The 20,823-nt window shown below is 51.7% G+C and carries 17 protein-coding genes; 1 reads left to right on the forward strand and 16 read right to left on the reverse strand.

Translation table 11 applies throughout. From position 1 onward, the window contains the following. Window positions 1-25: 25 nt before the first annotated feature. From WCI03_07090 to WCI03_07150, 13 genes are read right to left on the reverse strand one after another with little or no spacing between them, the layout of a single operon-like run. Window positions 26-859 (reverse strand): glycosyltransferase family 2 protein, encoded by an 834-nt coding sequence (locus tag WCI03_07090; GenBank protein MEI8139614.1) that lies wholly within the window; start codon window positions 857-859, stop codon window positions 26-28. Then, window positions 849-1,997 (reverse strand): glycosyltransferase family 1 protein, encoded by a 1,149-nt coding sequence (locus WCI03_07095; protein MEI8139615.1) that lies wholly within the window; start codon window positions 1,995-1,997, stop codon window positions 849-851. Before WCI03_07095 ends, WCI03_07090 begins: the two co-directional genes overlap by 11 nt. Beyond that, on the reverse strand, window positions 1,994-3,250 hold the full coding sequence (locus WCI03_07100) for a glycosyltransferase family 4 protein (GenBank protein ID MEI8139616.1): 1,257 nt from the start codon (window positions 3,248-3,250) through the stop codon (window positions 1,994-1,996). The genes WCI03_07095 and WCI03_07100 overlap by 4 nt, the downstream gene beginning before the upstream one ends. Beyond that, window positions 3,247-4,452, reverse strand: a complete 1,206-nt coding sequence (locus WCI03_07105) for a polysaccharide pyruvyl transferase family protein (GenBank protein MEI8139617.1) — start codon at window positions 4,450-4,452, stop codon at window positions 3,247-3,249. The genes WCI03_07100 and WCI03_07105 overlap by 4 nt, the downstream gene beginning before the upstream one ends. Then, the gene (locus WCI03_07110) at window positions 4,449-6,068 is read right to left on the reverse strand and encodes an oligosaccharide flippase family protein (protein ID MEI8139618.1); all 1,620 of its coding nucleotides are present in this window, start codon (window positions 6,066-6,068) and stop codon (window positions 4,449-4,451) included. Before WCI03_07110 ends, WCI03_07105 begins: the two co-directional genes overlap by 4 nt. A 30-nt stretch (window positions 6,069-6,098) precedes the next feature. Next, the gene (locus WCI03_07115; protein MEI8139619.1) at window positions 6,099-7,202 is read right to left on the reverse strand and encodes a polysaccharide biosynthesis/export family protein; all 1,104 of its coding nucleotides are present in this window, start codon (window positions 7,200-7,202) and stop codon (window positions 6,099-6,101) included. Then, window positions 7,199-8,335, reverse strand: coding sequence for an SLBB domain-containing protein (locus tag WCI03_07120; protein ID MEI8139620.1), 1,137 nt, complete (start codon window positions 8,333-8,335; stop codon window positions 7,199-7,201). The genes WCI03_07115 and WCI03_07120 overlap by 4 nt, the downstream gene beginning before the upstream one ends. Window positions 8,336-8,361: 26 nt before the next feature. Then, window positions 8,362-10,566: a Wzz/FepE/Etk N-terminal domain-containing protein gene (locus WCI03_07125; protein MEI8139621.1), complete on the reverse strand. Its 2,205-nt coding sequence runs from the start codon at window positions 10,564-10,566 to the stop codon at window positions 8,362-8,364. After that, entirely contained in the window at window positions 10,559-11,389 is an 831-nt protein-coding gene (locus WCI03_07130) for an AAA family ATPase (protein ID MEI8139622.1), read from the reverse strand. The genes WCI03_07125 and WCI03_07130 overlap by 8 nt, the downstream gene beginning before the upstream one ends. After that, a complete protein-coding gene (locus WCI03_07135) occupies window positions 11,386-12,561 on the reverse strand; it encodes a glycosyltransferase family 4 protein (protein MEI8139623.1) in 1,176 nt (391 codons plus the stop codon). The genes WCI03_07130 and WCI03_07135 overlap by 4 nt, the downstream gene beginning before the upstream one ends. 35 nt (window positions 12,562-12,596) lie before the next feature. Beyond that, window positions 12,597-13,877 carry a hypothetical protein gene (locus WCI03_07140; protein ID MEI8139624.1) on the reverse strand — a complete coding sequence of 427 codons (1,281 nt, stop codon included), beginning with the start codon at window positions 13,875-13,877 and terminating at the stop codon, window positions 12,597-12,599. Further along, window positions 13,858-15,282, reverse strand: coding sequence for a nitroreductase family protein (locus tag WCI03_07145; protein MEI8139625.1), 1,425 nt, complete (start codon window positions 15,280-15,282; stop codon window positions 13,858-13,860). The genes WCI03_07140 and WCI03_07145 overlap by 20 nt, the downstream gene beginning before the upstream one ends. Further along, entirely contained in the window at window positions 15,279-16,700 is a 1,422-nt protein-coding gene (locus WCI03_07150; protein MEI8139626.1) for an O-antigen ligase family protein, read from the reverse strand. The genes WCI03_07145 and WCI03_07150 overlap by 4 nt, the downstream gene beginning before the upstream one ends. A gap of 113 nt (window positions 16,701-16,813) precedes the next feature. On the opposite strand from WCI03_07150, the gene WCI03_07155 reads away from it, so the two are divergent. Further along, a complete protein-coding gene (locus tag WCI03_07155; protein ID MEI8139627.1) occupies window positions 16,814-18,262 on the forward strand; it encodes a WecB/TagA/CpsF family glycosyltransferase in 1,449 nt (482 codons plus the stop codon). A gap of 32 nt (window positions 18,263-18,294) precedes the next feature. Here WCI03_07155 and WCI03_07160 read toward each other — a convergent pair whose 3' ends face one another. The 3 genes from WCI03_07160 to WCI03_07170 are packed head-to-tail and all read right to left on the reverse strand — an operon-like array spanning window position 18,295 to window position 20,822. Beyond that, window positions 18,295-19,740: an NDP-sugar synthase gene (locus WCI03_07160; GenBank protein ID MEI8139628.1), complete on the reverse strand. Its 1,446-nt coding sequence runs from the start codon at window positions 19,738-19,740 to the stop codon at window positions 18,295-18,297. Continuing rightward, window positions 19,731-20,072, reverse strand: coding sequence for an STAS domain-containing protein (locus WCI03_07165; GenBank protein MEI8139629.1), 342 nt, complete (start codon window positions 20,070-20,072; stop codon window positions 19,731-19,733). Before WCI03_07165 ends, WCI03_07160 begins: the two co-directional genes overlap by 10 nt. A gap of 15 nt (window positions 20,073-20,087) precedes the next feature. Next, a complete protein-coding gene (locus WCI03_07170) occupies window positions 20,088-20,822 on the reverse strand; it encodes a sugar transferase (GenBank protein MEI8139630.1) in 735 nt (244 codons plus the stop codon). Window position 20,823: the final 1 nt, after the last annotated feature.

A 20,823-nucleotide genomic window follows, 5' to 3' on the forward strand; every position in this document is an offset into this window, starting at 1 on the left:
CATTTCCATCAAATACCCGTTCTCATCAGGCCCGGGATCCCTTGTACAACGCCAGATGTATGGTTATGCGATACACCAGATTATAGGGAATCGTATCCAATCGCCCCCGGGAAACCGCATACACGAAATCACGCACCAGTTCCCTTATGCATTTATAGGCCTGGTAAAAACACCCCGGCTTCAACCCGTAGATTCGAAGGTAGGTCTGACCATGACGGAATTTTTTTCGATAGAGTTCCTTAATCGTATAATTATGCGAGTGCTCTACATCGGAATCCAACACTAATTTGAATCTTGCTCCCTGCAATCGGCACTCTCGCGCCCAAGCCAGATCTTCGGCATAGCCAGACTCCGGGAATTTCAGCTTGTCCCACAACTCCCGCCGGAAAGCGCACGCCACTGCTGAAAAGAAATCTTCGTTTTCCTCCTTGATGTTCCGCGGGTCATAGGCCCTCCGATAGTCATATTTTACGATGAAGCGAGCGTCATCACGGGGCGTTTGTTTGCTCATCACCGCATCCGCTCGGCCCTCCACAATCGGTTTTAGCAACCGTTCCAACCAGTGGTCGTCACCAGGAATGGCATCCGCATTTAAGAAGACGACAATCGGCTCAGTCGTTTTGGAGATCATCTCGTTCAAGACCTTGCCCGGCACATAAGATTTCGGCGAAATCTCTTCCAAACGGGTCGAGTTATAGAGTTTGATCTGCGCCACCGTTCCATCCGTTGATCCTGAATCCACGTTATACAGCGTAAAGTCTTTCCAGGTTTGAACAAACAAGCGCTTCAGCGCCGTAATCGCATATGGCATTTCATTCTTAGATCGCATGATGACCGCTGCGGATTTATCAGTTCCCATATGATGTTGTCCCCACTTTCCTGTAAACTTCCATGACTTTCTGAGCCGTTTGATCCCAATTAAAACCTGCGGAATAAGCCTGACCGCGGGCCGACAGTTCCGCGTCGTGCCCCCGTTTCAATGCGTCTTCCATCCGCGCCAGCATCTCATCAATGTTGAGCGGATCAAACTTCTGAACAAAATCAGCCGCGATCTCCTGCATGGACGATGTATTTGAGCAAATTACAGGGGCACCACAGGCTAATGCCTCAACAATGGGAAACCCGAACCCCTCAAAGAGCGAGGGGTAAACCATCAGCTCACAGGCCGAGTAGAAAAACGGAATATCCGACAGCGGAACAAATCCTGGGAACATAATGTCCCGAGCCACCGGGCTTGCACTCGCGACAGCCTTCACAACGTCCGCCCCATTCCAATCCGCTCCCGCAAGGACCAGTTTAATATCTGACGGATGCGCCGCCTTCAGGCGCTCAAACGCCTGAATCAGGCGGACGTGATTTTTTGCCGGATGCTCAACGCGGGACACAAAAACAATAAACGGTGATTCAAGTCGATATTTCTCCGCCAATTTCAAACGGGCCTCCGCTGCAGGAACGGGAAAATATGACCGTTGGTTGATGCCGGAATAGATCACGGAAATCCGCTCTTTGGGATAGCCGACCAGATTGACGATATCATCAGCCGTGTATTGGCTCACAGTAATGATGTGATCTGCACGACGAATCAAAGAAGGCACAATCCGTCGATTATAAAACATGCGTGCCGCATCATACTTGGCGTCAATATGAAGCGTCGCCAGATCATGAACCGTCGCAACGATTTTTGTCCCTTTCAGCAAGGGCAGGCGCCGATAACTCGGCACATGTACCAGATCATATCGCTCCTGTCGGCTGCGCCCGGGCAAACATAGATTGTGCCAAAGAATATTGGCGACTGGTTTGGATAATCTGTCGGAAATCATTGTTTTTTTAAAATTTGGAGAATGAACCGGAATTAACGCCTCCTCCGACTCAGGTAACATGACATCGTAGGTGTTGGTTCGATCCATACGCTCCAAGGCATCGAGTAGATTGACGATGTAGGAGGCCACCCCGGTTTTGCCCCCCTGCAACACAAAAGAAGAAAACCCGATATTCATCCTTTCCCCCCTCCTGCATGCCGCTCCTTGGCTTGCCGGTAAATGTCACGCATTCTTTGGGCAATTGCAATCCAGTCGTAGTGGCTGACTTCCTGTGTTGCACCGGCGACCAACTCCCTTCGCAGCACTTCATCAGTTGCCAGTCGATCCAGATGACTGACCAGAGCGGACTCGTCATTTTTTTCAAATAGCAGGATGTCCCGCCCATCATGCGTAAACCCCGGGATACCCCCGATACGGGTGGCAATGACAGGAGTACCTGCGGCCCATGCTTCGAGAATTACAATGCCAAATGGTTCATGGACAGTTGGCAGAACAAACACCGAGGCCGCCTTGTAAGCGCTCGGCAGTAACGGATCGTCAGGTTGGAATCCGGGAATCAGGAGTACTCGCGATTCGAGGCCAGACTTTCTTATTTCTTCCCTGATCTCGGCTCCGTACTGCTCCACGGTGACAGGCCCCACAAGAACCAACTTCCATTTGGGTTGATGGGCCGCAAACCGGGCAAATGCACGAACCAAGAGCAATTGATTTTTCTGGTAATCGATTCTCGAAACGCAAAGCACAAAGGGCTCATCCGGTTCCAGTCCGAACTTCTGCCGGAATGGTTCAGGTGTGGCATTCCGGAATAGCTCCGTCCTGACGCCATTGGGCATATAATAGGATTTACCAGGGTATTTCTTCTGCATGATTTCATGCTCATCCCGGCCCACGCAGATAATGGCATCAGCATCGGTCAACACCCGACGCGCCCCGAGTAACCAACCAAAAAGCTTACCCCACTCGAGCTTGCCGCGGAAAGGGTCGCGCATTTTTTCCGTCTGTTCCGCTGGAAGGGTGAGATAACCTCCGTGGATGCTCACAACATAGGGAATGCCCCGAAGCCGGGCAACAGTCCGGGCGACTCCCCCAAGGCGGTGCTGAACATGGGCATGAATCAGCGATAATCCCGGTTCCCGCCACAATGCCAGAAATAAAGAGAATGAGAGGGGGCTTCCCCCTTTCAAGCGAAGCTTGGCTTTGGCCTCTTTCCCCAGAAAAAACCAGGGAAATACGTACGGGAACCGATGAACAGGGACCTGTTCAACCCGTTCACAGCCCGGCTTGGAAAACATCTCTGTGCAATAGACGGGACTCTCTAAACCTTCACGGGTATATTCACGAGCAAGGTTGAAGACCACACTTTCCGTGCCCCCCCACTTTTGCAGGCTAAACCGACGCATTACGTGGGCCACCTTCGTTATGGCGATCATGACAAGACCTCCTTCAGTCGCAGGGTGGCCTGATTCAACCGTTCCAGCAACACTTCACGCACCTCCCGGCTTTGCGCCGCAAAAGCGGCTTTCCCGGCCAGAAGTCGCTCTGTTTCAAGACGCAAACGGTCGAAATCACATTGTTCGACATTGCCGACTGATTTCAATCCGTATGGTCTCAGGAAATTATCAACCTTCGAACCGCGACTTACTCCGATGAATGGAATATGAACGATGGATGCAAGAATAATAAGATGAAGTCGACTCGATATGATCAGATCCATTTGCGAAGTAATCGCCAGAATTTCCGCGGGTTCATATCGCCCCGTAAGAACTGCGGCACGGTCTGACCATTTCATCTTTCGCCGGAGTCCATCCATGAGCCCCGCATCCGTGATCGGGTTCATCGGGATGAACACGATGCGCCGCGTATCGTTCTCGACCACGCCATCGCAATACGCAACTAATTTATCCAGGTTGGCAATCTTCCGCTGGGCTGAAACACAGATCCCGACTTTCGCTCCTCCAAACGACAATACTTGCGAAAATTCTGAAGGAAGGTTGAGCCCCATGACTGGAGTCGGACTGAGCAACAGGGCAGAGTCCGCACCCACGACCACTTCTGCACGGGTTCCACTTTGGAGCACCTGCTCACGGCTTTCAGGATCCCTCACCACCACCAGATCGGCCGCAGCCAACGTAGAGGCTATCGCGGTTTTCGCACGTCGAACCCGATGTTTTTCCACCAACGCCACACCATCCCAACATCCCAGGGTCAGACGGGAAAGCAGAGAAAGAAGCACCCGCTTTTTACCGGGAAGAACCCTGTATTTAGCGGGATTAAGCTCATCGTTCATCCCCACGTTCCAGACGATAGTCTTGCGCCCGGCTACCTGTGCAAGGCGCAACATTTCTAAAGGAATCTCAGGATAATCAGAGAGTCCTGTCGCACCTGCCCAGACAAAAACATCATGCTCTTGGATGACCTGTACCATTCGCGCATGGCTATAAGGGGGCTCAAATCCGAAAAGTTCCACAGTATTGACTTTCAACTTTCTGGCGGTCTCCGCGCCATCGTCAGTGCTCACGGTCAGAACGGCATCCACAAAGGTTTTCCTGAGTATTGCGACAACACATTCAAGAATAGCCTCGTCGCCCACGTTGTTCCGGCCAAATGGTACCCCACCGATCAGTATCTTCATGATGACTTCTCTCCAGATTTCCGCAGCGTTCCCGAACCCCGGGACAGCAATCGCACTATTTTCCCCAGCCGGCCGATCGCAAGCAGTTGCAAATCGTCATTGTCGGCCACGTTGATCAATCCTAATTTCTTGATAATCACGAGATACGATGCAAGAAATAGCACCGTCACCCCAAACAGTCCTGCAAGATTCAAATAGGGCGACAGAAAGCTCAGTCCCCCTGCAAGCGCCACGACGGACAAGACGATGCGGAAACAGAATGCCGCCGGAAAATGTATCGCCCCGAGGATCTGCCTGACCGCCCAAAGCCGGATCGGGATGGTCACAATAAATGTGAGAGCCACTGCAGATACAGCCCCAGGTATTCCCCACTTTGGAATCAGCAGATAATCCAGTACCAAGTTTACTGCCACCTGCATGATCATGTACGGCAGCATGTTCAGAACCTTCTCGCGGGCAGTGATTGCCATGGACAACGGCATGGAGATCAATGGCAATGCGTGAAGCACGCAAAAAAAGGAGGCGATCCATCCTGATGCACGCATGGTCTCACCATACAGTAAAACAACCGCACGGGGAGCAAAAAAGAAACCGAATGCAGCCATGGGGATAACCAGAAGGATAAGCATTTTGTAAACTGCCGTAATCAATCTCCCCAGACAGTCACGATCCCGCGAATACGCCTCAGCAAAGGCCGAGGTGAACAAGGTTTGAAGGGCGGAGGGAATGAGCGTCATGGCAACAAACGGCATGGTATATCCCAGGTCATAGACACCAACCACAGACGGCGTAAAATAAACCCCCAGGAAAAATACCTCCGTATATTTCAACATCAACATTCGGAACATCGAGTTGAATAGAGTGGCGGAGGAGAGTTTCAAGGTTCTCACGCGACCGATCCCCAACGGCGGAGAACGCCATTTCATTTGCCGGACGAACCGCAGCAGTAGTACGAATCCGACCATGGAAACAAGACCCATTGAAACAATCTGAGCCCCCAGGCCCACTCCCACGGTGGGACGCCAAGTTAAACCTGCCCATAATAATCCAAGCCACAGAAGCGCCTGAATAAAAGACATGCTGGACACCAACCTCGAACGGAATAAGGACGTAAAGGTATCGTTTAGATAGTCCTTGCTCAGCTGGGCGGCAGATAACAATCCCGCAATGACCAGGAGGGATCCGAACGGTACACGAAACCACTGACTGAACAGCGGGGTCATCAACCAAAGCACGCCAATTGCGCCAACCACCGCAATACCTTGGAGGCAAGCGGATTTCCATAACAAACGCTTAATCCCAGCCATATTGCGGGTAAGTGCCAATTCAGGAACAAACCTGAGGATCGCAGAATTAAGGCCTAGCGCACATAACACCACAAGATACTCAGACACATTCCTGCAAAGGCTGAGGACCCCGTACTGCTCTTTGCCAAGTTTGCGAACGGCCACAATGGAAATTCCGAAATATACGAAGAAAAGTACCGCCTTGGTGGCTACCATCCATGGAATTCCAGCCACAGCGCCGGGAGCGAATCTGACCGATGGCCCCTCGTCTTTCATAATTGCCGTTACGTCGCTTGTTTTGCGCAATCCCATCTCTTCTTGTTCTGCCATAATTTTCACCCGCGAGTCAGCCGGCGTTCCTTAAGGCAACACAATGGGCCTTGTTGACGTTCCCGATTCGCCTCGCACATTACGATACACCTGGGCCCCGGAATCCGCCGCCACAGTTCCAGCGAAGGTGCTGATGGCAACCTTCACAATATCTGCAAGTATTTCAAATGACGGACGCGGAGCATATACTATATCACCCGGCGAAAGCTGTATATCCCGAGCCTTACCGGCCAGAACACGTTGTATATCCACAACCATAACCTCGGGTTTTGCAAGTGAGCCGCGGACCACCACCATCCTGCCATTCGATGTAGCTTTCAAGCCCTTTACCTCCGTCAAGGCTTGCACAAGAGTAAGTGAAGTCACAAACCCTATACTCCGAGGATAGTTTACTTCACCCAAAACATAAACACTCCGGACCAGAGCGGAAGGGAACGTGAGGATATCCCCCATCTTTAACTCCATATTCTGGGTGCTGTCCCCCCGGGAAATCAAAGCCTCGAAATCAACGGGAACAGCATTTCCCTGCCGCAACAGCGTGGCATGCCTGAGGTCAAATAAGTCAGCAGTCGAATTCCGAAAATACCCACTCCGGAATCCACCCGCCCGCCCCAGCGCATCCATGATCAACATACGTCCTTCAATTGGATATGTTCCGGGCTTCTGAACCAGCCCCAAAACAGTGAATGTCTGACTGCCGAAATGGATGGGGACCACCGATACAATGCCATATTTCAACTCTTTTGAAATTTTCTGTTGCAACTCTGACCGGAGTTCGTCGATTGTCCGTCCTGACGCCTGCATGGGATTGACCAGAGAGAAGGAAATACGTCCGGAGGGATCCACCGGAACGGTTCGGGCCGAGCCCTCCTCTCCGTAAATTGAGATCGATAAAACATCACCAATCCCAAGCTTATAGGGCGCGGAGGGGGCCGTCTTCACCACCCGGCTTTCGCTTATCACATTTGTTCCCCGCAAATCCAACTGTGTATGGGACAACACCGCTGACGGACTCTCTGCCCCGCAAACGCAGGAGGCATGCAGGCCGGCTATGAGCGTGCAAGCGATGACCCCTCGCCCGAAAATACGGCCCGGCGGTAGAAGGTCTGAAATGGAATGTGTAATCCTGCTCATTTTGGCGGGGTGTCGGGAGGTGTCTGGTCAATCGGGACAGAGGTTGATCCGGATCCGGGAGAAACGGTCACGGTAGGTGTAACCGTATTAAAAATGGATTCCTCAACAAACCGGCCTCCGGCTTCAGCCGAGAACGAACGGACAAAGGTGAGCACGATGGTGCGCGCAAGGTCACGCGCAAAACGGAAGGGTTTTGAATTCACATAAATAAGATCACCAGGCATCAAATACACATCAGGCTCACGCCCGTTAAGAATACGCGACACATTCACCTCGAACGTCTGAGGATTGTTCAGTGCCCCCCTCAAAATAACCACACGCCGGAGATTGGCCTCATCCGTATAGCCACCAGCCCGGTCGGAGGATCCCGCCAGCAGTTCAATCAGCGTCATATTATCCCGGTACCCGATCGTCTTCTGTTCAGCCACTTCTCCCAGAAGGTAGACTTCCCTTGAACTCCCCAATCCCGAGGCGATGTAGATGACATCGCCAGGCCGGATATAAATATTAAAGGCCGGATCCTGTTTATTCATCAGCGCCTCAAAATTAACATGAAGCCGTTTTCCATCCCGGATCAGGTAACTATCCCGGAGCGAGGCGAGTTCAATCGTCGTTCCCCGGTAGATTCCCTGGGCAAGCCCACCCGCATTGGCAATGGCCTGCTGCAAAGTAATCGCCGAGTCAAGCGGGAATGTGCCTGGATATTGAACCTTTCCCAATACAAGGTATTTGGTAGACGCGAAAGATTTTGGCAGAATGGTTACGCGGGGATTGTTGAAAAGCTTTGTCAATCGCCCTTGAATTATACCCGCCACAACCTCCGGCTTGAGCCCGGCTGCAGGAACGCCATCCCCGAACATGTAATATAACTTACCATCCGGTGCGATGGGTAAGGAGGCAATCGTGTCGGAAAACCCGAATACCGCCACCTCAACGACATCTCCGATAGCCAGCTTATAGTCTGACGGACTATAGGGTAAAAAGCAGTCCGCTGGCAGCATTTCCGCAGGAATAGCATTCGTCGCCAGAGCGGCCTCTGAAGCGAGCTGCGCAGGCTTGATTATCTGGGGGGGAGCTACGTGGGCACAGGACATCAATCCGGCCGCCATCATGACGGGGATCATTGTCTTCATCAGGTCACTTCTGCGTTTGCCCATTATCATGATTCCATCATGCCTACCAGATTATCCTTACCACAGAATTCGGGGGGGACCCTATTCAACACCAATAAGGAAGGCCGGACATGATTGGCCTCCATTTGTGAGAAGACTTCATCCACGGCCGCCTTAGGGGAAATGGGAGAGCCGATAACAAAGACGATTCGATCAACAAGGCCGGCCAGGAAAACAGGCACTTCGTCTTCCACCATCCCCGGGGCCTCAACAATCACCAGATCATAACGACTTTTAACAGTTTCCCAAAGCCTTGCCATGGCCGGGGTATTCATAAGTTCGCGCAGGTCTGCGGTCGGCGCAAGGACCTTCATGGCGGAAAGTCCTGCGACCTCCCTCATCGTGTCAGGCCAATCCGATTTTCCCCGCAAATATGCCTCCAGTCCCGCTTTAAAATTAAAAGAAGCGAGCCAGGCATTATCCCGTGAATCAAAATCAAGAATCATGGTCTTAAAGCCTAACGCAGAACAATACCTTGCAACGTGGAAAGAAAAACTACTTTTCCCTTCCCCGAAACTGGCACTGGTAATCCCGATGGTGACACAGGGTGCTTCCCCTTTCCAGCGTTGCCACCGGTCGTAAAACTGGCGACATACCGGCAAAAACAGATTTGGGGCGGTTTCCGTATTGAGATCACTCCTATTCGGGATTTCAGGGGCCAGCGGTACCGCATACACACCTTCCACTTGGCGTCGGGTTTTCAGATAGGGATCCATGAATTCAAGAACCACCGCCAGCCCCAAACTGCCGATCAGACCCATAATCAACGCCAATACCGGAAGCACGAAAGCCAGCACCGACCGGTGAGCCGCCCCTTCACGGGCAGCCTCCAGAATCTCAAAGTCCGCTAAATCCAACCGGGAAGCCATCTCTGCGTTCTCCGCACATTTTTTCATGGCCTTGAACATCTCTTCCACAGCAAGACGTTTTTGCTGAAGGGACGACAGTTCCAGTTGCTGGCGTGGCAGATAATTATAACGTTGCTCAATACCCTTCAATTCGCCTTCCAACTGCTCAACACTCTGCAAAAGGACAGTCCGTTCCGCCTCCAATTTCAGCAGTTCGGTCTCAAACTGGGTTTTGACCGGATTTGGCTGAAATACCTGCTCACGATTCTGATCGAAAGACTTGTCCGCAATCATACGGCGCATTTCCTTGATCTCATCTTCAAGTTGTTGCACCCGTGGATTTTCAGCCCCATACCGGGTTCTCGCCTCCATCAGGGCTACTTCAGTGTTGGAAATCCGGCGCTTGAGCGGATTATCCTCAAAAGACTCTCTCAGCACTTCCGTCGCAAGCCCGCCAATCATCTGCTTGTAATTCTGTATACGGATCAGCATGGACTGATAGGCGATTCGCGCATTACTCAGCCTTTCCGAGGTGGCGGTAATACTATCGAGGAATGCCTTCGCGTCCGCGCTGGGCTCGAGCAATCTGTTGGTGGATTGGAAGTCTGCAATTTTTAGATCCAACGCATTCAAATCCGTCCGTGAGCTCTCCGACTGTTTCAGGAACTGGGCGGCGGCACTGGCGGCCTGATCCCTGTAAAACCTCGCATTATCAGCAATCGCCACGGCAGCGACCTCATTGGCCACACGCACCGCCATGTCTTCTTTGGGAAACCCAGTTATCAGCAAAAGGACGATCTGTGAATTCTTCTCAGACTTGGTTTCAACCTGCCACTTCAACTCATCCGGATTCATTGAAAGAATCAGATTGGTTACCACCTGCTCCATGTTGCTCCTGCGCCGGATCAGACTGGTTGCCGTCGAACGTGTCATGCCTTTCATGGCAAAGGTGGAGCCGGAGGAAGCAAGTAATTGCTGTTGCCGCTCATTACGGTACAGCAGGCTGACCCGGGATTCGTATTTGACCCGGGAGGCCTTGAGTCCGCCGATGATACCCAGACAAAGGCATGCCAAAGTGATACCCAAGACGAGAGACTTCCGCTTGAGGAGTCCTTTTAAGATTTTCTGAAAATCAATCCCGTCAAGGAGGTTCTCAGCCCCTGCGGGCTTCCGAATGGGAACGCCACCCTGCCCTGTCCGGGTCGGCCGGGACAACACAGGGGGCCGCTCACCTTGAAGGGAATGTGCAGAGCCTTCAGCCCAGGAAGATCGGCCCGCCATCTGGTCCCGAATACTGAATTCGCCGGATATTTCGTTTTTTTGCTTTTCGGTTTGGTCAGGCATACTGTTTTTCAAAATCGGAGATAATCAGTTGAAGAAGTTTGGCATGAATCCGAGGCTCGTGCAACAGGCATGTCCGGTCAACTGCTAATTTGCATATGCGATTGATCTGTCGCGGGCATCCCTTGGAGAAACGGTAAAGAGGCTCGATGCAATCGGAGTCAAAAACATCCGGAGTAGACGCGCCCGCTGTCAAAAATCGATGGCGCATATAAGGAAAGATTTCCTCACTCCCAAGATAGTCCAGATGATAGAAAAGGCCAACCCGCTGGTAAACCTGCGGAAGTGAACGTAACACCGACTTCATTTCAGGTTGGCCAGAAAACACAATGCTTAATGCCGCCTGCTGTGGTTCATTGAAGTTAGTCAACCCCCGCAAACCATCCAAAGCCTCCGGGGAAAGCAACTGGGCTTCATCGACCATCACCAGGCAATGCCGTCCGTGGCGGAACACCTTCTCCTGCATCAACCGTTGAAACTCCAAGGTCAACTCATATCGGCCCTGGGCGCGGGTGGACGGTTGCCCCGCTTGCAACCCGTCATTCAGGTGGCAAAGAATATCATCATACGTCAGGTTCGCTGTTTTAATCTCGACGACAACATAGCGATCGGGCGGTAACCGTTTTTTTAAGGCATTTAACGTGATGGTTTTCCCGGCGCCAATCTCTCCCGTCAACGCGGCCAAACCCATACCCCGGTCGGCGGCAAAATATAACAACCTCGCCAAAGCCTCACCGTGGGCATGGCTCTCGAAAAAAAAATCAGGATCCGCAATCGCCTCAAACGGGGACTGATGCAACCCCCAGAATTCACGATAGTTGATCACCGGGCGCGCTCACTTCCCTGATCCGCTAAAACCCGAAAGGTCTGGATCATCCGGGCAATGTAGGCCTCAAAGTCGTAGACACGATTGACAAACTCGCGCCCCTGCTCTCCCAGACGACGCGCCACATCTTTGTGACTCAACAAATAATCGATACGTTCCGCCATCAAGCGGACATCCATCCAGGGAATTAAATACCCTGTCTCACCGTCGCGTAACCAGTCGCGTATGCCCCCGGCATCAAACCCGACTACCGGCAATCCGTATCGCAATACTTCCAGGCCGATCGTGGCGATCGGTTCAGGCCACACGGAAGGCACCACCACCAGCGTGGCATCTGCATAAAACCCGGCCAACTCTTCCTGCGACACGAACCCCGGAAAATGAACACGATCTACTAAACCAAGTTCACGGGACAAAGCCTCGCAATACGACTGATGCGAACCGCTCCCCAGAACAACCAGTTCAAACGATTCACGACATTGCTTCAAGGCGTGAAGCAGAACATCCAACCCCTTACCCCGGATAATTTGTCCGGCAAATATCACCCGGTTCCGGGCTGAGAATGATGGAGTGAACGCCGCTTGGCGCGGCAACGGAATCGGGGGGAATATGTGAATGCGACCTGGTTCAAACCCTTGCCGGATCAACTCTTCACGCATATATTCGGTCACCACAAAGTATGCCGAGAAAGCCTTGTTGACCTGAATACACTTTTGTTGTTCGCGGTAACTGACCCACTTGATGCCAAACCGTCCACGGTCGCGATCCCGTGCGAGGAAGGCCATGCAAGGGAATAAACAGCACAGTCCTGCTTTCTTTGTGCAAATCCGCCGATTCCAGGGGAAATATTTATACCGCCTCATGCAATATATGTCGTGATCGTGCTCCATTCGAACCAGGGGAATCCGCGTTGCTACCAAAGCCTCAAGCACAGGCACGGAAATGCATTTGTGGACATAGATCAGAGCGGGCTGTTCCCTCAGCACCGCCTCGGTCACCTCCGCGCGCACAACCTCGGCGGCTCCATCAAAATCGACAAATTGGACTGACTCAAACATCTTTCCGAAGGCGTCTTCATCGCGTCCACTCCGCTTACTGAATAGCCCTGACAGACGGAATCCCTCACGGAGATACGGGGCCGTCACCATGATGTTCTGTTCGGCGCCAGCCATTCTCCCGAAGGTTTCATGGACAAAGAGTATTTTTTTCAAAGGTTGCAGATCCGTGGCCATTTTGTTCGTTTCTCCCATTCAAACCATACATTATCCGAACCGCTGAATAAGCGTATGGTCCGGTCATCCTCCTCAAAAACAGCTGGAATCCCGCGAATCGTCACATCACGGTGAACTGCCCCCACCGGAGCCAAAGCGAATGTACTGGACTGGAGCAGGGATAGAAGGTGGTAAACCTTGTCAGCCCAGCCGCACACGGGCACCACATCGCGCCAGTCAGGAGGGATAGCCCGAATCCCCCCATTAAAGCCCTGAGCGGTATTAAACGCACCCGACTCAGTTTGCTGACCAAGGATCAATGTCAGATGAGGCTGTAGCCAGTCGTCGGTCAGTCGCCCGCTCCGGGCCAGGGAGGTCAACACCCCGGCGGCGGCACCGACAAACACAGGAAACTCAGATGCGGGTCGCTCTTGATGCACGAGGCTCGGAAACCCTCCTTCTTTTCGGGCGACTTTCCGTAAAAATGACTCCAAGGCATCACCGGCCTGAGCAAACCGCTCATCGTTCAACCGCCGACGTAACAAGGAAAATGCGACCTGACAACGAGCAGCCAAATACGGGCTGACAGGACTCCCGCTCCGGTTGGAAACCGGAACTCCGCCCGCCAAGGATCCGGTCTTAATCTGTACTGCAAGCAGGGAATCTGCCGCCCCTTTAATCATCGGCTCCAACGCTGACGTTTGCCCTGTAGCCTCCTCATAACCAATCAATACCTCCACAATGGCAGATACGGCGGAAGGCGAATAGAACTCATATTCGCTCTGGAGCCAGTTATTAAAGGTTCTTAAGGCTTTATTCCAGAGTTCACGAGTCAGCCGCTCCTCTACGAAACGCTCCACAAGCGTATCAAGTCCAGAATCAACGGGCCTTCCGGCTAAACAAAGGCAAGCACGAGCTCGCAATGCTGCGGCCATCAGGATCGGTTCATGCGGCATACTGCCTTCTGATGGATTGGACTCAAAATATGAACACCGCAACGTGCCGTTGGCCAGCTGGCTTCGCCATATCTCGGCGAGTGCTCCCTCGATCCGCTCCAGCCGGACGAAATCAGAACCAGTCTGGCTTTGGAGCAACCAGCCATCAAGCAACCCTTCGTATCTCCAATCGAAACCAGGGCCGCAATATCCCATGCTGATACCACGGAATCCCACGACGGGGCCGTAATATCCATCAGGGCCATGCATACCATTAAACCAGGATTCCAACCTTTGCCTGGCACCTGTTATTTTAGCGTTATCAATCCCTTGTAAGTTCATAAGCTATAGAACTGCTTAGAAAGCGTGTGAAAGAACGGCTGACGAACCGTTGCGACCGCCAATCCGCCACCCGATTCGCCAAAGCATGTAAACCGAACCGGCGGGAAAATTTCTCAACTACAGACGCGACAGCCAGCTCCATGGGTTGTATTCCGGCGCTTCCGGTAATCCGGAAGCCAGCCTCACGGAACGCAGCCTCTATCTGGCTGGGTTCATATTTTCGCTCAGGTCCGCGATTCCAGTTCCGCCCGAGGGCAAAGTTTTTCTTTCGCATCCGCCGATACCGGTAAAAATGCGGGTAGAATCGATTGGAAACAGTTACAAGCACAGAGCCACCCGGTGCCAAAACGCGGCGCATTTCACGCAGTAACGGGAGCGGATCTTCAAAATGCTCAAGGCGTTCATAACATGACATCACCTGAACATGGCCGTCCGGCAGAGGAATATGAATACGCTTCTTTTCAGAATTAGTTACACATTCAAGAGCACCGGGCGGCTGCAAACGACTGAACCGCTCGCGAATGAACCGCTCCACACCCGGCGTTAAATCGAAGGCATAATACATCTTCGCATCATCACCACAGGCATTCATCATCTGGAACAGCATATCTCCGTTGAAGGAAAGCACGTCCAACACACATGGACGCTGATAACGGGAGATCATCATACCCAGACGGCAGGTCATATACTGAATCTTGGGGGAAAACCGGGGATCACAGTCGACATGAAGCGTCATGGCGTCGATGTGAAGTCCTTTGTACCAGAGCAACTTATCACGGAAATCGGCCGTCTGTTCCAGGCTCCATAGATGGGGCCTGATATCCGCATGAAATCGCTTGGGGCGGGCCGTATAGGTGTTGAAATCAAGAACGTCCTCAACCGGTCTGCGGCCTGGTGGCGGGGGCGAATCATCCGGATATCCGATACAAACAACTCCGAAATTCTTCAGGTAAGCAGGAGCCCCAACAGCCTTGCGAATCCCATCGGGCACACGGATCCCACCAAGATAGATCGCACCCAAATCATGGGCTTCTGCGGCGAACAATAGAGCGGCAATCGCCATTCCCATGGAAATCTGCGCTGTACTGCAGGGATTGCGCAACTCCAGGGATGTGTCATAAAAAACGGCAATAAGGACGGGGGCATCATGGAAGTAGGATTGCTGGGCATCACTCATCCGACAGGCTTTCATTCTCACCTCGGGATCTGTGATGGCGACAAACTGCCACAACTGCCGATTGCAGGCAGTAGGAGTCATGGTGGCCGCCAGAATGAGTCGCTCAATCAGGTGACGGGGAACAGGCGCATCTTTAAAAACACGAGTGCTGCTTCGGCGTTCGAGCATCGCCAAAAAAGCATCACCGGATGAACCTGTAATTCCGTTTGCAGAGGCAGTCTGATTCATGGGGGTTGAGTGTAATCAACTGGTGTGGACGACGCAATCGGAATAGACGTAATCGACGGCACATTTTCAGCCTCGTGTCCGGCATACCAAACAGCCACCACCATACCGACGAAGATCATCATCATGAAATACATAGGTGTCTGCCGGTAACCAAGTTGGAGGCAACTTTGAAGATGATCGACCAATAAGGCCGTCGTGGAGGCCACCGCCAAAGCATGAAACAAACTCTTCCCTTTGCGCACATAAAAGGGAAGCGCCAAGCCCGCAAATCGAAGCCAGAAGAAGGCCAGGGCGATAACCCCCGGTATCCCTAACTCCCCCAACGTCAGATACCAATTGTTGTGGGCCGGCGTTCCGGGGGGTAAATCAGGATCAACATCCCCTGCATATTTCAACCAAGACCATGCCGAGAAATTACCAAGACCAACCCCCCAGGCATGGTCTTTGGCCATCAAGCGACCTTCCTGATTGTAAAGTCCCCGGTACGCCAGATCAGCGGACGCGTCCTGCTCACCGCCGAATCGATTCATGAGGGTATTCAGTGCCATTGCCAGGACAACCACAGCCACTACCAAGCCGATAAAAAGCAGTACGATATTTTTTACGTTAAAGTGGCGCGGCAACAAAACCATGGCATTCAACCAGATTCCCAGAACCAAACCAGCGAGGCCACCACGAGAAATGGTCAGAATAACAGAAATAGCGGCGCACAAGGTTAAGAAACCGAACACCAGGCTACCCAACCACTGGCGACGCTGGAGCGCAAATGCAAAAACGAACGTCCCCAGCATGGCCATATAGGTCGCTAAACTGTTGGGGTGCCCCAACGTCGCACGAACCCGGTTGATGCCATACAGATAGCGTGAACTGACAGCCAACCAGGTCATGTAAAGTGCCGTCAACCCTATGCCGAACAAGATCGTCTGAGCCGTCTTTTCATCCCTGACGTAGTTCACGATGACGAGATAGAGAAGAAATCCTCGGAATATTTTACTCAGCTCAAAAAGAGGATACAGGCCCACCTCAAATTGCTCATAGGGAATGAGTTTTGCCTCTTCAGGAACAGTAATCAATGAACCCGCAAGTAACCAGGATACTATCCCGACAGCCAGATAGATCAGGGTTGGAATCGTCAGAGGGGGGAACCAGCGAAACGGAACTTCTTTGCGCTTGAGCAGCATTGTGATCATCAGGATCCACACACAGATATCCACTAAACTTATCTCGAACCCCCGGGTGTTGGCCCGGTAGAATTCCCTGGAAACAAAATTTATTCCCACTAAATCCGGCTCACAGGTTGCCCACACCAGAACCACAGCGACAACGTGCATCATCGACTGCCAGGTCTTGCATATCAGCACGCCGATGGGAATACCGAACACTACCACCAGCAAAAATATGATGTACTTCGCTTCCATTCCATTGATTTCGTGTTCTGACCGACAGGGGGGCGAGATAAAGGAACACGTTATTTTCCTTTTCTTTCAGCATAGAATCAATAATATCCTGCTTTGGTCAACACTCTTTTATCATGAATACAGACAACCCCTACGATCCTTCGGTTCAAGTTATCCTGGGTATCCCCTTCAATAATGTATCCTTTGCTGAAGCGGTAGAATGGGTACATCGTCGCGTCATCTCACGTACCCCTGGCTACATTGCCACAGCCAATTTGGATTTTGTAAAGCTGGCCTGGGAAGATCCTGAATTGCAACGCATCCTACTTGAGGCGGATCTGGTTGTGGCTGATGGTTTCCCCATTGTCTGGCTGTCGAGCTTGCTGGGGCCTGCCCTGAAGGAACGAGTAACAGGTAGTGACCTGGTCCCCATGATGGCCGCAATGGCCGCTGAAAAAGGACACAGTCTATATCTCCTCGGCGGCGCGCCCGGTGTAGGGGAAAAAGCAGAGAACTCGCTCCGGAAACGTTTTCCCGAAATCCGGATTGCCGGGTGTTATTCCCCGCCCTTGGCTGACGTCATTTCCATGAATCATTCAGGTATTCTCGAGCGGCTTGAAACCGCAAATCCGGACATACTTCTAGTAGCTTTCGGGGCACCAAAGCAGGAAAAGTTCGCCAACATTCATGTCCGGAACTGGTCCGTTCCTGTTTCTATCGGCGTGGGAGGGACATTGGATTTTCTGGCTGGAACGCAAACCCGTGCCCCGCGTTTTGTCCAAAAGATATCACTGGAATGGCTGTGGCGATGGCTAACGGCGCCGCGGCGGCTGACTAAACGCTATGTTGATGATTTTGTGTTTTTACTGACGTCCTGCTGGCGTCTGTTGACCTTACGGGTCCGTTCAGATCATGCTTCAGAAGTCGATCCCCACGATACTATGGGCGAAGTGGATTCTCCTGAAATCTTTTGGACACGCTACCCCTTTCAGTCAAAAGAGAGCTTGGAACATCTGTTCATTACGGCGCAAACTCAATCCATTGCCCTCGACATTAGGGGAATCTCGTGGTTTTCCAGCACTGAACTAGGGGGGCTACTACAACTGGCGAAAACCTGTCGTCGCCATGACCGCCGATTGATCCTATACCATGCTGGAACCCGGGTGAAGCGACTGCTCTTAACCTGCCGCCTTATGGAGTATCTAGAGTTGGCCGAATCCAAAGCTGAGGTTCAGTCTTACTTAACCAGTATTTTGCCAGGCATACAGAAAGGCCGCACCTACAGGGGGGATGGAAATCAACTGGTCATTCAAACACCCCGGGAACTCACCGCCGCCAATATGTCTGAATTCAAATCCGAAATTGAACCTGAATGCAACCATTCCCCCGCCTACTCGGCTTGGGTCGCGGATCTCCAGCACACCAAATTCGTCGACAGTTCGGCTTTGGGATTGTTTGCGGCTTGGCGGAAAAGAGCGACTCAAAACAGTATTCCGTTGAAGTTTATCAACGCTCAAAAAAACGTAGCTCAGACGTTTCGCATTGCAAAAGTGGAATCCTGGCTCGACTCGCCCCCACCCTGAACAAAAGGCATTCCCTCGTATAGTGAGGGAGATTAACCCCTGTTATCTGTCCGCGTGCTGAGGAATCTCAGAGGTCGATTGAGCAACAAGGACAAAATCATTTTGACATCCCCAAAAAAAGAACGGAACCGGGCGTAATACAAGGCATGGGCCAAGTGTCCTCCTGGTTCCGCATAATCTTGCGAATCGGTTTCATAGACAAGCACGGCGGGGAAATACTCTTTAAGTTGGAACTTTAACGAGGTTTCTTCGGGAGAAGCCATCGGTCGTACGCCACACAACCAGAGTTGCCCCATCACAACCCTGCAAAGCCGTGGAAATAGATCAAGGTTCAACGCCTGAAACAGCGTGCTTATGCCTGAACCGGATTCGGGAATTGGAACAAATTCGGAAAGCGGACCGACTCGCGCCCCTGTTAAATGAAAAGAAGCTTTCCGGAATCGTCCCTTCCGGAGCAAGTTGATCAAGGGGTATAATACAATAAACGGCCCAGCCTGAAGTAACACTAACACCATCGCACATAGCCAACCAAACACAGCACGAAGCGCATCGCCCCATCGCACCATGGGTCGAACAGCGGCAACCAACCAGGGATCATTGATTTCAGCGATTGTTCCGCTATCAGGATCAATAAGTCGACCGCCAGCCACAATTTTACCACGGATTTCAAGCCCTCGTCCCACGTACGTTCCGTCCAGAATCACACATCGCGATAAATCGGATTGACGATCGATAATGACATGGTTGCCGATCACCGCCAGTGGCCCCACCGATGCCATGACGCCGATGCGGGAGTTATTGCCGATCGCCACCGGCGGCGTAACGGAGACGGACGGAGGAATGACAACATTATACCCGATGCTCACATCATCTATTAATGAGTAACCCGCCCGGACATATCGCGGAGCCTCCTCGCCCACGATACTCATATTCAAGGCATAGTAGTCTCGTATCGAAAGGATCAAAGCAGGCTTCAGGTTCAGTTCATTAAATGAACGGCCCTTAAGTTCTGCACGGGGACTCGCAATATGAGCCCGCAGGAAATCTGGAGAATCGCTCAACAGACAATTCACAGAACCATCCACCGAGCGATCCAGAAATACGCCCCCGGAAAAACTTGCCGCAGCACCCGTGGCGGCCAGACGATGAAGGAATACCGGGTTGCGCAAATATAACAATCCATCCACCCACTGCTCAGGATTTCGCATCAAAAAGGAATCAGGATCCTGCTCTTCCTTCAAAAAACTGTAGGTGATCGATAATCCCCACTGTTCCCCATCCCCGGCATAGCCCTCTATAAATTCCGCCCCCTCGCCCAGGATAATCCGGACATCCTTGATCCCAAGATCAATGCATACTTCGAACCAATATTCCAGAAAATGACGATTCCCGACTGGCAGTAATGGCCAGGGAATATCACCCAGAATTTCCGCCCAAGGCTGGATCAGACCCGTATGGAGAACTGCTTTCACTGGCATGCCCGGACTGCTTCGTCCACCGTATCAACAATTTCAAAAACTTTGTAAGCCCGTGTAATTTCGAAGACCATTCTTACTTTTTTTGACAAGCAGGCAATTTTTAGATCGCCGCCCCTCTCCGACACACGCTTTAACATTGCAATCAATGTGCCTAAGCCTGAACTGTCCATGAAATCCACCGACTCAAGGCTAATCACCACATTTTTTACACCACTCAACCCGGCAAACCAGTCAATGAATTGTTCCCGGAATGAATCAACCGATTCAGCTGTTAAAGCTTCCATCGGCGTAACCACCCCAATGGTTCCTCTCTCTTCAAACTTTATTTTCATAAATAGTCCCCAATATCAAAAAGCCCCACGGCCCAGCAACACTGCCGGCACAGTTTGCACCATGATTACAAGATCCTTAATCATGCTTTGACTGTGAATATACTGCAAATCAAGCCGTACCTGTTCCTTGAACGGAATCTCCGAACGCCCCTGAATCTGCCATAAGCAGGTCAACCCCGGCTTAATATGTAACCGTTTGCGATCCTCGAGAGTATATTGAGCCACTTCCCTGGGTACTGGGGGGCGCGGTCCGACAATGGAGAGATCCCCAAGCAAAACATTAAGAAACTGGGGCATCTCATCGATGCTATACCGTCGGATAAAGCGACCGACCTTCGTAATCCGGGGATCATTTTTCATCTTAAAAATAACCCCGTCCTGGGATTCATTTTGCTTTATCAACATATCCTTGAGTTGCTCGGCATTACGAAACATGGATCTGAACTTGTAAAAACGGAACACCCGGCCATTTAAACCCACCCGATTTTGGGCGAAAAAAACAGGATAGCCGTCTTCAAGACAAATGGCCACACCCACCACGATAAATAAGGGGATCAGCATCAAAATCGCCATCGCCGAGAGAGAAATATCTATAATCCGTTTAACCGAGTAGACGCTTCTCAAGCCGAATTCCCAAAAGCCTATTTTAAGAATAAGACGTGCACGCAACATTCTTATGCTGGAGCGGGAGGTCGGCAGATTCAGATCTTTAAAGAGAGCGGCCCGAGCGGTGTAAATACTTTCATTCATA

The organism is bacterium, assembly GCA_037143175.1.
GTDB lineage: Bacteria > Verrucomicrobiota > Kiritimatiellia > CAIKKV01 > CAITUY01 > JAABPW01.

Excerpts from the sequence above, each read along its gene's own strand:
- WCI03_07155 (MEI8139627.1), top strand. The coding sequence starts at position 16,814 with ATGAATACAGACAACCCCTACGATCCTTCGGTTCAAGTTATCCTGGGT.
- WCI03_07090 (MEI8139614.1), bottom strand. The coding sequence starts at position 859 with ATGGGAACTGATAAATCCGCAGCGGTCATCATGCGATCTAAGAATGAA.
- WCI03_07095 (MEI8139615.1), bottom strand. The coding sequence starts at position 1,997 with ATGAATATCGGGTTTTCTTCTTTTGTGTTGCAGGGGGGCAAAACCGGG.
- WCI03_07100 (MEI8139616.1), bottom strand. The coding sequence starts at position 3,250 with ATGATCGCCATAACGAAGGTGGCCCACGTAATGCGTCGGTTTAGCCTG.
- WCI03_07110 (MEI8139618.1), bottom strand. The coding sequence starts at position 6,068 with ATGGCAGAACAAGAAGAGATGGGATTGCGCAAAACAAGCGACGTAACG.
- WCI03_07165 (MEI8139629.1), bottom strand. The coding sequence starts at position 20,072 with ATGAAAATAAAGTTTGAAGAGAGAGGAACCATTGGGGTGGTTACGCCG.
- WCI03_07170 (MEI8139630.1), bottom strand. The coding sequence starts at position 20,822 with ATGAATGAAAGTATTTACACCGCTCGGGCCGCTCTCTTTAAAGATCTG.
- WCI03_07115 (MEI8139619.1), bottom strand. The coding sequence starts at position 7,202 with ATGAGCAGGATTACACATTCCATTTCAGACCTTCTACCGCCGGGCCGT.
- WCI03_07105 (MEI8139617.1), bottom strand. The coding sequence starts at position 4,452 with ATGAAGATACTGATCGGTGGGGTACCATTTGGCCGGAACAACGTGGGC.
- WCI03_07135 (MEI8139623.1), bottom strand. The coding sequence starts at position 12,561 with ATGGCTGGCGCCGAACAGAACATCATGGTGACGGCCCCGTATCTCCGT.
- WCI03_07145 (MEI8139625.1), bottom strand. The coding sequence starts at position 15,282 with ATGAATCAGACTGCCTCTGCAAACGGAATTACAGGTTCATCCGGTGAT.
- WCI03_07125 (MEI8139621.1), bottom strand. The coding sequence starts at position 10,566 with ATGCCTGACCAAACCGAAAAGCAAAAAAACGAAATATCCGGCGAATTC.
- WCI03_07150 (MEI8139626.1), bottom strand. The coding sequence starts at position 16,700 with ATGGAAGCGAAGTACATCATATTTTTGCTGGTGGTAGTGTTCGGTATT.
- WCI03_07160 (MEI8139628.1), bottom strand. The coding sequence starts at position 19,740 with ATGCCAGTGAAAGCAGTTCTCCATACGGGTCTGATCCAGCCTTGGGCG.
- WCI03_07120 (MEI8139620.1), bottom strand. The coding sequence starts at position 8,335 with ATGAAGACAATGATCCCCGTCATGATGGCGGCCGGATTGATGTCCTGT.
- WCI03_07140 (MEI8139624.1), bottom strand. The coding sequence starts at position 13,877 with ATGAACTTACAAGGGATTGATAACGCTAAAATAACAGGTGCCAGGCAA.